The organism is Lysobacter sp. GX 14042, assembly GCF_021390425.1.
In the GTDB taxonomy this organism is placed as follows: Bacteria; Pseudomonadota; Gammaproteobacteria; order Xanthomonadales; family Xanthomonadaceae; genus Novilysobacter.
Genome location: NZ_JAJUWY010000002.1, coordinates 344,933 through 358,012 on the forward strand (window position 1 = coordinate 344,933; position 13,080 = coordinate 358,012).

11 protein-coding genes are annotated in these 13,080 nt (G+C 70.2%); 7 read left to right on the plus strand and 4 right to left on the minus strand.

The window, feature by feature from the left end:
* Window position 1 precedes the first annotated feature (1 nt).
* From murC to lpxC, 6 genes are all read left to right on the plus strand, one after another.
* Window positions 2-1,444, plus strand: coding sequence for a UDP-N-acetylmuramate--L-alanine ligase (gene murC / locus LY625_RS05015; protein WP_233738338.1), 1,443 nt, complete (start codon window positions 2-4; stop codon window positions 1,442-1,444).
* On the plus strand, window positions 1,441-2,421 hold the full coding sequence (locus tag LY625_RS05020) for a D-alanine--D-alanine ligase (protein WP_233737984.1): 981 nt from the start codon (window positions 1,441-1,443) through the stop codon (window positions 2,419-2,421). Before murC ends, LY625_RS05020 begins: the two co-directional genes overlap by 4 nt.
* The gene (locus LY625_RS05025; RefSeq protein WP_233737986.1) at window positions 2,418-3,140 is read left to right on the plus strand and encodes a cell division protein FtsQ/DivIB; all 723 of its coding nucleotides are present in this window, start codon (window positions 2,418-2,420) and stop codon (window positions 3,138-3,140) included. The genes LY625_RS05020 and LY625_RS05025 overlap by 4 nt, the downstream gene beginning before the upstream one ends.
* Window positions 3,137-4,384, plus strand: a complete 1,248-nt coding sequence (ftsA, locus tag LY625_RS05030; RefSeq protein ID WP_233737987.1) for a cell division protein FtsA — start codon at window positions 3,137-3,139, stop codon at window positions 4,382-4,384. Before LY625_RS05025 ends, ftsA begins: the two co-directional genes overlap by 4 nt.
* A gap of 65 nt (window positions 4,385-4,449) precedes the next feature.
* On the plus strand, window positions 4,450-5,655 hold the full coding sequence (gene ftsZ / locus LY625_RS05035; protein ID WP_233737988.1) for a cell division protein FtsZ: 1,206 nt from the start codon (window positions 4,450-4,452) through the stop codon (window positions 5,653-5,655).
* A gap of 357 nt (window positions 5,656-6,012) precedes the next feature.
* Window positions 6,013-6,924 (plus strand): UDP-3-O-acyl-N-acetylglucosamine deacetylase, encoded by a 912-nt coding sequence (gene lpxC, locus LY625_RS05040; protein WP_233737992.1) that lies wholly within the window; start codon window positions 6,013-6,015, stop codon window positions 6,922-6,924.
* 622 nt (window positions 6,925-7,546) lie between these two features.
* On the opposite strand, the gene LY625_RS05045 is transcribed toward lpxC, so the two are convergent.
* The 3 genes from LY625_RS05045 to hppD form a co-directional block, all read right to left on the minus strand.
* Window positions 7,547-8,146 (minus strand): lectin, encoded by a 600-nt coding sequence (locus LY625_RS05045; RefSeq protein ID WP_233737993.1) that lies wholly within the window; start codon window positions 8,144-8,146, stop codon window positions 7,547-7,549.
* Window positions 8,147-8,215: 69 nt separating this feature from the next.
* Complete coding sequence (gene hmgA / locus LY625_RS05050; RefSeq protein ID WP_233737994.1) at window positions 8,216-9,517, minus strand: homogentisate 1,2-dioxygenase; 1,302 nt, start codon at window positions 9,515-9,517, stop codon at window positions 8,216-8,218.
* Between the two features lie 67 nt (window positions 9,518-9,584).
* Window positions 9,585-10,670, minus strand: a complete 1,086-nt coding sequence (gene hppD, locus LY625_RS05055; protein ID WP_233738001.1) for a 4-hydroxyphenylpyruvate dioxygenase — start codon at window positions 10,668-10,670, stop codon at window positions 9,585-9,587.
* 105 nt (window positions 10,671-10,775) lie between these two features.
* On the opposite strand from hppD, the gene LY625_RS05060 reads away from it, so the two are divergent.
* Window positions 10,776-11,318 (plus strand): MarR family winged helix-turn-helix transcriptional regulator, encoded by a 543-nt coding sequence (locus LY625_RS05060; protein ID WP_233738004.1) that lies wholly within the window; start codon window positions 10,776-10,778, stop codon window positions 11,316-11,318.
* Between the two features lie 94 nt (window positions 11,319-11,412).
* Here LY625_RS05060 and LY625_RS05065 read toward each other — a convergent pair whose 3' ends face one another.
* Complete coding sequence (locus LY625_RS05065) at window positions 11,413-12,987, minus strand: peptide MFS transporter (RefSeq protein WP_233738006.1); 1,575 nt, start codon at window positions 12,985-12,987, stop codon at window positions 11,413-11,415.
* Window positions 12,988-13,080: the final 93 nt, after the last annotated feature.

Sequence of the window (13,080 nt, forward strand, 5' to 3'; positions counted from 1 at the left end):
CCTGCGCCGCCGCATGCAGGACCGGGGCGACCTCGCCCACGCCGCCGAGCGCGTGCACTTCATCGGCATCGGCGGCACCGGCATGAGCGGCATCGCCGAGGTCATGGGCACCCTGGGCTACGCGGTGTCGGGTTCGGACCGCGCCGACAACGCGGTCACCCGCCGGCTGCAGGGCCTGGGCATCACCGTGCACCAGGGCCACGAGGCCGGGAACGTGGTCGGCACCGACTGCGTGGTGGTCTCCAGCGCGATCCGCGCCGACAACCCGGAACTGGTCGAGGCCCGCGCGCGGCAGATCCCGGTGGTGCCGCGGGCGGAGATGCTGGCCGAGCTGATGCGCTTCAAGCGCGGCATCGCCATCGCCGGCACCCACGGCAAGACCACCACCACCTCGCTGACCGCCAGCGTGCTGGCCGAGGGCGGGCTGGACCCGACCTTCGTGATCGGCGGCCAGCTGCTGGCGGCCGGCGCCAACGCCAGGCTCGGCGGTGGCGACTGGCTGGTGGCCGAGGCCGACGAGAGCGACGGCAGCTTCCTGCGGCTGAACCCGCAGATGGCAGTGGTCACCAACATCGACGCCGACCACCTGGAGAACTACGAAGGCGACTTCGCCAAGGTCAAGGCGGCGTTCCTGGAGTTCATGCACCGGCTGCCGTTCTACGGCGTGGCGATCCTGTGCATCGACGATCCGGAAGTCGCCGAACTGGCCGCGGCGACCCCGCGCCACGTGATGAGCTACGGCGTCTCGCCGGAGGCCGAGGTGCGCGCCGAGGACGTGCAGCAGCACGGCGGGCGCATGCGCTTCAGCCTGGTGCTGCCCGACGGCGCCCGCTGCCCGATCATGCTGGCGCTGCCGGGCCGGCACAACGTGCTCAACGCCCTGGCCGCGGCCGCGGTCGGCTGGCAGCTGGGCATCGAGCCGCAGGCCATTGCCCGTGCGCTGGAGGCCTTCGCCGGCATCGGCCGCCGCTTCAACCTGCTGGCCCAGGCCCCGCTGCCGGGCGGCGGGCTGGTCACCGTGGTCGACGACTACGGCCACCACCCCAAGGAGCTGGCGGCGACCTTCGAGGCCGCCCGCGGCGGCTGGCCGGACCGGCGCATCGTGGTCGCCTTCCAGCCGCACCGCTACAGCCGCACCCGCGATCTGTTCGACGACTTCGCCGCGGTGCTGTCGGAGATCGACGCGCTGGTGCTGACCGAGGTCTACGCCGCCGGCGAGGCGCCGATCGCCGGTGCCGACGAGCGCGCGCTGGCGCGCGCGATCCGTGCCCGCGGGCGCATCGATCCGGTGGTGGTCGGCCCGGCGCAGGAACTGCCCGAAGTCCTGGCCGACGTGCTGCGCGACGGCGACCTGCTGCTGATGATGGGCGCCGGCGACATCGGCCAGGTGGCCCAGCAGGTCGCCCGCGAGGGCCTCCGCGGCCGCCAGGAGGACCCGCGATGACCGCGCCCGTGCTCGCCCCGGCCCGCTTCGCCGACCCGGCGGTGTTCGGCCGCGTCGCGGTGCTGATGGGCGGCACCAGCGCCGAGCGCGAGGTGTCGCTGGACTCCGGCCGCAACGTGCTCGAAGCGCTGTGCTCGCGCGGCGTCGACGCCTTCGCCGTCGATGGCATCCCGGCCCTGGTCGAGGCGATCGGCGAAGGCCGGGTGGACCGGGTGTTCAACATCCTCCACGGCAACCGCGGGGGCGGCGAGGACGGCGTGCTGCAGGGGCTGTGCGAGGCGCTGGGCGTGCCCTACACCGGCTCGGGCGTGCTCGGCAGCGCGCTGAGCATGGACAAGATCCGCACCAAGCAGGTGTGGCTGGCCGAGGGCCTGCCGACCCCGCGCTACGTGCGCCTGGAGAAGGGCGCCGACGTGCGCGCCGCGGCCCGCGCGCTGGGCCTGCCGGTGATCGTCAAGCCGTCTTCGGAAGGCTCCAGCGTGGGCGTGTCGCGGGTGCTCGACGAGTCCGGCCTGGAGGCCGCGGTCGAACTCGCCGCGCGCTACCCCGGCGAGATGCTCATGGAGCAGATGATCAACGGCGATGAGCTCACCGTCGGCATCCTGTTCGACGGCCACGCCCATGCTGCGCTGCCCTCGATCCACATCGTCCCGGCCGGGGAGTGGTACGACTACCACGCCAAGTACCAGGCCGAGGACACCCGCTACCTGTGCCCCGGGCTGGAGGGCGCGGCCGAGGACGAGATCCGCCGCCTGGCCAGCGCCGCCTTCGTGGCCGCCGGCTGCCACGGCTGGGGCCGGGTCGACTTCATGCGCGACCGCGCCAGCGGCGCGCTGTACCTGCTGGAGGTCAACACCGCCCCGGGCATGACCAGCCACTCGCTGGTGCCCAAGGCCGCCGCGCAGCTGGGGGTCGACTACCCGACGCTGTGCTGGCGCGTGCTCGAGGCGACGGTCGGGGAGGGCGCGCGGCAGTGAATGCGATCGCCCGCCTGGTGGTCTGGGTCCTCGCGGTGGCGCTGGTCGCGCTGCCGGTGGTGGCCGTGCTCAAGGGCTGGATCGGCGCCGAGCGCTGGCCGCTGACCACCCTGCGCGCGACCGGCCAGTTCGAGCGCGTCGACGACGCCCGCCTGCGCGAGACGCTGCTGCCCTACGCCCGCCAGGGCTTCTTCGCGGTCGACCTGGACGGCGCCCGCGGCGCGGTCGCCGCGTTGCCCTGGGTCGAGCGCGCCGAGGTCCGCAAGCGCTGGCCGGACGTGCTCGAGGTCAGCCTGGTCGAACACGTGCCGTTCGCCCGCTGGGGCGAGGACCGGCTGCTGTCGGTGCAGGGCACGCTGTTCGACGCCGCCGGCGCCGAGGTCCCGGCCACGCTGCCGCTGCTGCACGGCCCGGACGGCCGGACCGGCGAGGTGGTCGAACTGTTCAACCAGGCCCACGGGCTGTTCCGGCAGCAGGGCCTGGACGTGCGCGCGCTCGACCTGGACGCGCGCGGCAGCTGGACCCTGGCGCTCGACAACGGCACCCGGGTAGTGGTCGGCCGCAGCCAGGCCCGCAGCCGGCTGGCGCGCTTCGCCCGGTTGCTGCCGCGCCTGCTGCCCCAGCCCGGCCAGCAACTGGAGCAGGCCGACCTCCGCTACACCAACGGTTTCGCACTGCGCTGGGCGGAAGTCCCGGCGCAACCACAGGAAGCATCATGAATCGCAAGGGTGACAAGTCGCTCATCGTCGGCCTCGACATCGGCACCTCCAAGGTGGTGGCGCTGGTGGGCGAGTACGTACCCGGCGCCGGGGCGGACAATCCGATCGAGGTAATCGGCATCGGCAGCCACGAATCGCGCGGGTTGCGCCGCGGGGTGGTGGTCGACATCGACTCCACCGTGCAGTCGATCCAGCGGGCGATCGAGGAAGCCGAGCTGATGGCCGGCTGCGAAATCAACTCGGTCTACGCCTCGATCTCCGGCAGCCACATCCAGTGCCGCAACTCCCAGGGCGTGACCCCGATCCGCGACGGCGAGGTCACCCACGGCGACCTGGAGCGGGTGCTCGACGCGGCCAAGGCGGTCGCGGTCCCGGCCGACCAGAAGATCCTCCACGCGATCCCGCGCGACTACGTGCTCGACGACTCCCAGGAAGGCATCCGCAACCCGGTCGGCATGAGCGGGGTGCGGCTGGAAGTCCACGCCCACCTGGTGATCTGCGCCCAGTCGGCGGCGACCAACATCACCAAGTGCGTGGAGCGCTGCGCGCTGCAGGTCGACGACCTGGTGCTGGGCGTGCTGGCCTCGGCCAACGCGGTGCTGACTGACGACGAACGCGAACTGGGCGTGGCGCTGGTCGACATCGGCGCCGGCACCACCGACATCGCGGTCTACGTGCACGGCGCGATCGCCCATTCGGCCAGCCTGGGCATCGCCGGCGACAAGGTCACCGAGGACATCGCGCACATGCTGCGCACCCCGACCCCGGAGGCCGAGCAGATCAAGGTGCGCTACGCCTGCGCCCTGGCGCAGATGGCCACCGCCGAGGAATCCATCCAGGTGCCCTCGGTCGGCAACCGCCCCCCGCGGCGGATGCCGCGCGCCTCGCTCGCCCAGGCGGTGCAGGCGCGCTACGAGGAGATCTTCGAGATGGTCCAGGCCGAGCTGCGGCGCAGCGGCTTCGAGCAGCACGTACGTGCCGGCATGGTCCTGACCGGAGGCGCGGCCAAGATGGAAGGCGTGATCGAACTGGCCGAAGAGATGCTCAACATGCCGGTGCGGCTGGGCATCCCGCAACACGTCACCGGCCTGGGCGAAGTGGTCGGCAACCCGGTGCACGCCACCGGCGTGGGCCTGCTGCTGATGGGGAGCCAGATCGAGAACCCCCGAAGACCGGTGCTGTCGGCCGGGCGCGCGGGCACGTTCCTGAACCGGCTCAAGGACTGGTACCGCGGCGCGTTCTGATTTCCCGCTTCAACACTTCCACCTGAATTCAAACACCCAAGACCCCCACAAGAGAGGACACGGACATGGCGAACTTCGAACTGGTCGAGAACATGGCGCCCAATGCGGTGATCAAGGTCATCGGCGTCGGCGGCGGCGGCGGCAACGCGGTCGCCCACATGGTCAGCAACAACGTCGATGGCGTGGAGTTCATCACCGCCAACACCGACTCCCAAGCGATCAAGAACTGCGGCGCCAAGCTGCAGTTGCAGCTGGGCGACAACGTCACCAAGGGCCTGGGCGCCGGCGCCAACCCCGAAGTCGGCCGCCAGGCCGCGCTGGAGGACCGCGAGCGCCTGATGGACGCGATGGAAGGCGCCGACATGGTGTTCATCACCGCCGGCATGGGCGGCGGCACCGGCACCGGCGCCGCCCCGGTGGTCGCCCAGCTGGCCAAGGAGATGGGCATCCTGACGGTGGCCGTGGTCACCAAGCCGTTCCCGTTCGAGGGCCGCCGCCGGATGCAGGTCGCGCTCAAGGGCATCGAGGAACTCAGCCACCACTGCGACTCGCTGATCACCATCCCCAACGAGAAGCTGATCACCGTGCTGGGCCGCAACGCGACCATGATCCAGGCCTTCCGCGCCGCCAACGACGTCCTGCTGGGCGCCGTCCAGGGCATCGCCGACCTGATCGTCCGCCCCGGCCTGATCAACGTCGACTTCGCCGACGTGCGCACCGTGATGAGCGAGATGGGCCTGGCGATGATGGGCACCGGCGCCGCCCGCGGCGACGACCGCGCCCAGGCCGCCGCCGAGTCCGCGGTGCAGAACCCGCTGCTGGACGACATCAACCTGTCGGGCGCCAACGGCATCCTGGTCAACATCACCGCCGGCCCGGACTTCACCATGGCCGAGTTCGACGAGGTCGGCCGCACCATCGATGCCTTCGCCAGCGAGGACGCCACCGTGGTCATCGGCACCGTGCTCGACCCGGACATGCAGGACGAGGTCAAGGTCACCGTGGTCGCCACCGGCCTGAACCGCGGCGTGGCCCGCAACGGCCGCGAGAACGAAGTGCGCGCCCCGATCAAGCTGGTCCGCAACGGCACCACCGGCCAGGCCGAGATGGTCGAGGACGAGGCCCAGGCCCCGACCCGCGCCCCCAGCTTCGTCAGCAACCTGCGCGCCAGCAGCCCGGCCCCGGCCGCCGAACCCGCCGTCGCCGCCGCCGACTTCGGCAACGACAACTACCTGGACATCCCGGCGTTCCTGCGCCGCCAGGCCGACTGAAGAGCGAGGAACGAGGGGGAGCGAGGAGTGAGTGAAGAGGAGTGAGGAGTGAGTAGGAGCGGGGCTTGCTCCTCCGCTGGCCGTCGCTGCTCCGTCGTTCCCGCGGACCGGCCGTCGTTCCCGCGGACGCGGGAACCCATGGACGTCCCTGGATCCCCGCGTACGCGGGGATGACGCCGCTGAAATACGGCTCCTCGCTTTCGTGGCGCTGCCGGATGCCGGCATAAGCCGGCAACGCGCCCTCACTCGTTTCTCACTCCTCTTTACTCGTTCCTGGCTCTCCCCCGTTTCATCCGGGTTTCAGCCGCCCCCGTGTTAATCTTCCGCCGCTTTCAACCACCCCCCTACACTGCCCCCATGCTCCGCCAGCGCACCCTGAAGAACGTCATCCGCGCCACGGGCGTGGGGCTGCACAGCGGGAACAAGGTCTTCCTGACCCTGCGCCCGGCCCCGGTGGACACCGGCATCCTGTTCCGCCGCATCGACCTGGACCCGGTGGTCGAGGTGCCCGGCCGTGCCGACCTGGTCACCGAGACCACCCTGTGCACCGGCCTGAGCTGCGGGGACGCCAAGGTCCAGACCGTCGAGCACCTGATGTCGGCCCTGCACGGGCTGGGCATCGACAACGCCTTCGTCGAACTGTCCGCCCCCGAGGTCCCGATCATGGACGGCTCGGCGGGTCCGTTCGTGTTCCTGCTGCAGTCGGCCGGCATCGTCGAGCAGGACGCCCCCAAGCGCTTCATCCGCATCAAGCACGAGGTCGAGGTGACCGAAGGCGACAAGGTCGCCCGCTTCAAGCCGTTCGACGGCTTCAAGGTCGCCTTCACCGTGGTTTTCGACCACCCGGCGATCCCGGACAGCCAGTCCAGCGTGGAGATCGACTTCTCCAGCGCCAACTACGTCAAGGAAGTCAGCCGCGCCCGCACCTTCGGCTTCATGCGCGACCTGGAGTACATGCGCGAGCGCAACCTCGGCCTGGGCGGCTCGATGGACAACGCCATCGTCCTGGACGAGTTCCGCGTCCTCAACGAGGACGGCCTGCGCTACGCCGACGAGTTCGTCCGCCACAAGATCCTCGACGCCGTCGGCGACCTGTACCTGGCCGGCCATCCGATCATCGGCGCCTACGAGGGCTTCAAGTCGGGCCACGCGCTCAACAACAAGCTGGTGCGCGCGCTGCTGGCCGAGCAGTCCGCCTGGGAGGTGGTCACCTTCGAGGACGAGACCGCCGGGGCGGCGGCACCGATCGGCTTCCTCAAGCCGGCGTAACGCTCCGTCATCCCCGCGCACGCGGGGATCCATGGACGTTGGGGTTTTCCGGGTGGGCGCGTAGTCCTTCGGAGCCTTCGCGGGGGAGCCGGCTGCCGTGGGGGACAGGCCGCCCTCCTGACGGGCCTTCGGCCCTTTTTGAAGTCGGGCGGCCCGTCCCCAAGACGGCCGGCTCCGACAGTTGACGATGGCTTCGGAGGCACGCCTTCCTGAAAGTACACCGCTACCGATGGATCCCCGCGTGCGCGGGGATGACGGTGGAGGAGGTGTTTGTGTGTGGTGATCTCCACCCACGTAACCCGGTCAGACCGCAGGCCGCGCCCGGGACCCCGACCTGTCACCAGGCCCGCACCACCCGCACACGGTGCCGTCCCCGAAGCCCACACCAAGCCCCCGCAGGAGCAGCGTCGTGGTGGGAGACGGCTGCTGCGAGGGGGGTGCAGAGAGCAGGCCATGGGTGAAGCCGCGCGCCCGGCTGAACGCCCGGCGCGCTGCGCCGGGCCGGACCGCGGAGCGGGCCTGCGCCGCGACTTAAAGGCATGGATGCCGTCAGGAGCGCGGAGCACCCCCCTCGCAGCAGCCGGCTCCCCCCGCGACCTCTCCGAAGCCTATCCCTCCCCCCTCAGGCGCAACCTTCCACGTAAAGCACATGCGGCAGCAGCCCGACGCGCCACTCGGTGACGGTGTCGGCGGCGTCGGTTTCGAAGATCAGCACGCCCTCTCCGCCGCCGGGTTGATCGATCCGCAGGTACTCGCCGCCTTCGACGTACTTGTGCGCGCTGCGCTCGATGCCGGGGCCGTACAGCTGTTCGAGCGCCGCCTCGTCCATGCCGACCTGTCCGCCACCGGGGGCGGTCATGGTCTGGTTGGCCACCGAGTAGCGCACGAAGCGGCCGTCGCCGAACATCAGCGCGAAGTAGGCGATGTCCGGCTGGCCGACCGGGTTGAGGTGGTAGCACGCCTCGCCCTCGTCGCCGGGGCCGCCGTTGAGCTCGCCGGGCCAGGCGGCGCGGACTTCCGCGGCGCTCATGCCGAAGCGGGCCGGGCCGACGCCGTCGTAGCGGGCCTCGTCGATGTCGTCGGAGATGCCATCGCCCGGGACATCGCGGCCTCCGCCGGGGTCCCCGGCGGCCGGTGTGGGCCGCGTGTCGGCGGGAGGTTCGCCGCCGCAGGCGGCGAGTGCGAGCGACAGCAGGGCTGCCAGGGAAAGCGTGGCGTTCATGCGGGCGACTCCGTTGCGGAACGCCCGCAGGCTAGCGGCCGGTGGTGAAGCGGACGCGAACCGGTCGGCTCAGGACGCGGTGAAGTTCCTGTGCAATCCGGCCCAGCAGGCCTGGTAGCCGCGCTGGCGGTGGGCGGCTTCCAGCGCCTGTTCGGTCGGGCGGATCACCGCCCGCGACTCGAACATGAAGGCCATGGTGTCGGTCACCACGTCGGGCCTGGACAGGTCCGCGGCGGAGGCCTTGTCGAAGGTCGCCGCGTCCGGCCCGTGGCCGGTCATGCAGTTGTGCAGGCTGGCGCCGCCGGGCACGAAGCCCTCGGCCTTGGCGTCGTAGGCGCCGTGCACCAGGCCCATGAACTCGCTGGCGATGTTGCGGTGGAACCACGGCGGGCGGAAGGTGTCCTGCGCCACCAGCCAGCGCGGCGGGAAGATCGCGAAGTCGATGTTGCTGGTGCCCGGGGTGTCGCTGGCCGAGTGCAGCACCAGGAAGATCGACGGGTCCGGGTGGTCGTAGCTGATCGAGCCGATGGCGTTGAAGCGGCGCAGGTCGTACTTGTAGGGCGCGTAGTTGCCGTGCCAGCCGACCACGTCCAGCGGACTGTGGCCGAGGTCGGCGCGCCACAGGTGGCCCTGGAACTTGGCGACCAGCTCGTAGTCGCCCTCCGCGTCCTCGTAGCGTGCTTCCGGTGTCAGGAAGTCGCGCGGGTTGGCCAGCCCGTTGCTGCCGATCGGCCCCAGGTCCGGCAGTTTGAGCAATGCGCCGAAGTTCTCGCAGACATAGCCACGCGCGGCGCCGTCCGGCAGTTCAACCCGGAAGCGCACCCCGCGCGGAATCACCGCGATCTCCTGCGGCTCGACCTCCAGCACGCCCAGCTCGGTGGCGATGCGCAGCCGGCCGTACTGCGGGACGACCAGCAGCTCGCCATCGGCGTCGTAGAAGAAGCGCCCTTCCATCGACCGGTTGGCCGCGTACAGGTGCACGCCCATGCCGGTCATTGCCGCCGGCCCGCCGTTGCCGGCCATGGTGAACAGCCCATCGAGGAAATCGGTGGACGCGTCGTCGGCCGGCATCGGCAGCGGGTCCCAGCGCAGCTGGTCCGGGGTCACCGGCCCGTCGCCGAAGTCGTTGTGGAAGCGGCCGTTGCCGGGCAGCGGCTGGAACGGGCCGTGCATCGCCGCGGGACGGATGCGGTACAGCCAGCTGCGCCGGTTGCTGCCGCGCGGCGCGGTGAAGGCGGTGCCGGTCAGCTGCTCGGCATACAGGCCGTGGGCGACCTTCTGCGGCGAGTTGCGGCCGATGGGCAGCGTGCCCTCGATCGCCTCGGTGGCGAACTCGTTGCCGAAACCGGACATGTAGCCGCGCTGCTGCATAGGGGTCACCTTGTCGTCGCGTTTACCCTCTCCCGCAAGCGGGAGAGGATTGGGTGAGGGTTGCTGCCTACAGCACCCCGCGCTTCATCTGGTCGCGCTCGATCGACTCGAACAGCGCCTGGAAGTTGCCCTCGCCGAAGCCCTCGTTGCCCTTGCGCTGGATGATCTCGAAGAAGATCGGGCCGAAGGCGTTTTGGCCGAAGATCTGCAGCAGCAGGCGCGATTTGGTTTCCATGTCGGCGTCGATCAGGATCCTGTTCTTGCGCAGGCGCTCGACGTCCTCGCCGTGGGCGGGGATGCGCTGGTCGATCACATCGAAGTACGTATCCGGGGTGTCGAGGAACTCCACGCCGGCCTCGCGCATCTTCTCGATCGACTCGTAGATGTCGTCGGTGAACAGCGCGATGTGCTGGATGCCCTCGCCCTTGTAGTCGCGCAGGTACTCGTTGATCTGGCTCTTCTCGTCGCTGGACTCGTTGAGCGGGATGCGCACCACGCCGTCCGGCGCGGTCATCGCCTTCGACAGCAGCCCGGTCTTGCTGCCCTTGATGTCGAAGTAGCGGATCTCGCGGAAGTTGAACAGCTTCTCGTAGTAGTCCGACCACTTGCCCATGTTGCCCAGGAACAGGTTGTGGGTCAGGTGGTCGATGAAGGTCAGCCCGAAGCCGCGCGGGTTCTGGTCCACGCCGGGCAGCGGCTCGTAGTCGGCGTAGACGTTGCCGGCCGAGTCGTCGACCAGGTACAGCATGCAGTCGCCGATGCCCTTGATCGCCGGGAAGGACACCGCGCCGGTCTCGACCTTGTGGTCGGCCTTCTCGCCGCCGTTGGCCAGCACGTGTTCGAGCACCTGGGCGGGATCCTTCTTGAAGCGGATCGCGAAGCCACAGGCCGACGGGCCGTGCCCGGCGGCGAAGTCGGCGGCGAAGGAGCCCGGCTCCTCGTTGAGCAGGAAGTTGATCGTGCCCTGGCGGAACAGGGTGATCGCGCGCTGGCGGTGCCTTGCCACCGCGGTGAAGCCGAGCTGCTCGAGGTAGGTGCGCATGCGCGCGCCCTCGCCAGCCGGCGCGGCGAACTCGACGAATTCGAACCCGTTGATTCCCATCGGGTTCTCGAAAGTGGTGACTTCCATGCCGAGGTTGGGCTGGGCGCTCATGGCGTACTCCTGGTGTTCGTGCAGGCACCGTGCGGACGACGCGCGGCTTGCGTGGGGTGGATGAGGATTTATAGTTTCACTTGAAACCATATGCAAGGGGGCCGCATGGCCGTTGCCGACCGTTCCGCCCCGCACGGGGCCGACCAGCGCGGGGCCGACCAGCACGGGCCCGGCCAGCGCGGGTCCACGCTGGAGCTGGAGAACTTCCTGCCCTACCGCCTGTCGGTGCTGTCCAATCGGCTGAGCAGCGCGATCGCGCGGATCTACGCCGACCGCTTGGACCTGGGGATCACCGAATGGCGGGTGATGGCGGTGCTGGGCCTGTCGCCCGGTCTGTCGGCCGGCGAGCTGGCCCAGCGCACGGCGATGGACAAGGTCGCGGTGAGCCGCGCCGTCGCCCGGCTGGTGGAAGCCGGCCGGCTCGAGCGCGAGGTGGACGCCGGGGACCGGCGGCGCGCCGTGCTGCACCTGAGCCCGGCGGGCCAGGCGATCTATGCCGAGGTCGCGCCGCTGGCGCTGGAGTTCGAGCGGCGCCTGTTCGGCCACCTGGAGCCACGCGAGCGCGAGGCCCTGTTCGCCCTGCTCGACCGGCTGGACGCCGTGGACATCGAGGTCCGGGAGCCGGCCCCCGCCGCCCGCCGGGAGTGACGCCCACGCCCGCGTGGCGCCGCATCGCAGGCGTGCCGTTCGGAAACGCAAGCGGCGGCCCGCAGGCCGCCGCTCCTTGCCGCATCGCGGACGCTCAGCGTGTCTCGTGCTTGACGTCCATCCCCGCGGCCTGCGACTCCGCCAGCTCGGCCGTTCCGGCCAGCTCGTCCTCGTCGCGCAGGGTATCCAGGTGCATCAGCTTCTTCACCAGCGGGGCGATCACCATCATCACCACGCCCACGCCCACCGCCAGCCAGCCGACGTTGGAGTAGACCTCCAGCACCTTCTCCGGACCCGCGCCCTCGCCGCCGGTCGCGGCCGAGATCAGGCCGGCGGCGAAGTTGCCGGTGGCCGAGGCGAAGAACCAGGTGCCCATGATCAGGCTGGCCATGTGCGCCGGCGTCAGCCGGTTCATCGCCGACAGGCCCACCGGCGACAGGCACAGCTCGCCCATGGTGTGGATCAGGTAGAGCAGGAAGATGAAGATCACCGGCGTGGCGCCCGCGACGGACGCGTGGGCCCCGGCCACCAGGGCCAGGAAGCCGGCACCCACCAGCACCACGCCGATGGCGAACTTCGCCGGGGTGGAGGGCTCCAGGCCGCGCTTGGCCAACGCCAGCCACAGCATCGCGAACAGCGGCGCCAGGGCGATGATGTACATCGAGTTCAGCGACTGGAACATCGAGGCCGGGACTTCCCAGCCGAGGATGTGGCGGTCGACAGAGCGGTCGGTGAACAGGTTCAGCGATGCGCCGGCCTGCTCGAACAGCGCCCAGAACAGGATCGAACCGACGATCAGGTACAGCGCGGCGACGATGCGGTTGCGCTCCTCGCGCTCGAGCTTGAACACCGCGGTGAGCAGCACGTACAGGACCAGGATCGCCCCCGCGACGCCGAGCAGGATGCCGACCAGCTCCTGGTGCTGGATCATGAACCAGACCAGGCCCACGGTCAGGAAGCTGAGGACGTAGAGCAGCCACTCGAACTTGATGCCGACCACCGGCGCGGCCAGCCGCGCCGGGTCGCGCGGCTCGCCGCGGCCCATCAGCAGCGGCTTGCCGATCACGAACACCACCAGGCCGAGCAGCATGCCCACGCCCGCCGCACCGAAGCCCCAGGCCCAGCCATAGGTCTGGCCCAGGTAACCGGCGATCAGCGAACCCAGCATCGCGCCGGTGTTGATGCCCATGTAGAAGATCGTGTACGCCGGGTCGCGGCGGATGTCGGTGCGCGGGTACAGCTGGCCGACCATCACCGAGATGTTCGCCTTCAGGAAGCCCGAGCCGACGATGATGAACGACAGCGCCAGCCAGAAGATGTTGATCTCGGCCGCGGTCTGCCCGCCGTCGCCCTCGAAGGCCATCAGGAAGTGGCCGAAGGTCAGCAGCACGGCGCCGAACAGCACTGCCTTGCGCTGCCCCAGGTAGCGGTCGGCGAGGTAGCCGCCGACGACCGGCGCGATGTACACCAGCGCCGTGTAGGCGCCGTAGATCACCGAGGCCTCGGAGTCCGAGAACATCCAGTGCTGCACGAGGTAGAAGATGAGCAGCCCGCGCATGCCGTAGTAGGAGAAGCGCTCCCACATCTCGGCGAAGAACAGTACGAACAGCCCGCGCGGATGGCCGAGGATCGTCTTCTGCTCCTCGGCTGCGTAAGGGTTAGTGGCCACTGGTTTGAGTACTCCCCGATGTTGGTACGGCAACCGGCGCCTGGCCGCGTGCCCTTGAATCAACCCCCGCGTGGGCCGGGGCGACGGTGAAAC

Excerpts from the sequence above, each read along its gene's own strand:
- LY625_RS05020 (WP_233737984.1), top strand. The coding sequence starts at position 1,441 with ATGACCGCGCCCGTGCTCGCCCCGGCCCGCTTCGCCGACCCGGCGGTG.
- ftsA (WP_233737987.1), top strand. The coding sequence starts at position 3,137 with ATGAATCGCAAGGGTGACAAGTCGCTCATCGTCGGCCTCGACATCGGC.
- ftsZ (WP_233737988.1), top strand. The coding sequence starts at position 4,450 with ATGGCGAACTTCGAACTGGTCGAGAACATGGCGCCCAATGCGGTGATC.
- lpxC (WP_233737992.1), top strand. The coding sequence starts at position 6,013 with ATGCTCCGCCAGCGCACCCTGAAGAACGTCATCCGCGCCACGGGCGTG.
- LY625_RS05045 (WP_233737993.1), bottom strand. The coding sequence starts at position 8,146 with ATGAACGCCACGCTTTCCCTGGCAGCCCTGCTGTCGCTCGCACTCGCC.
- hmgA (WP_233737994.1), bottom strand. The coding sequence starts at position 9,517 with ATGCAGCAGCGCGGCTACATGTCCGGTTTCGGCAACGAGTTCGCCACC.
- hppD (WP_233738001.1), bottom strand. The coding sequence starts at position 10,670 with ATGAGCGCCCAGCCCAACCTCGGCATGGAAGTCACCACTTTCGAGAAC.
- LY625_RS05060 (WP_233738004.1), top strand. The coding sequence starts at position 10,776 with ATGGCCGTTGCCGACCGTTCCGCCCCGCACGGGGCCGACCAGCGCGGG.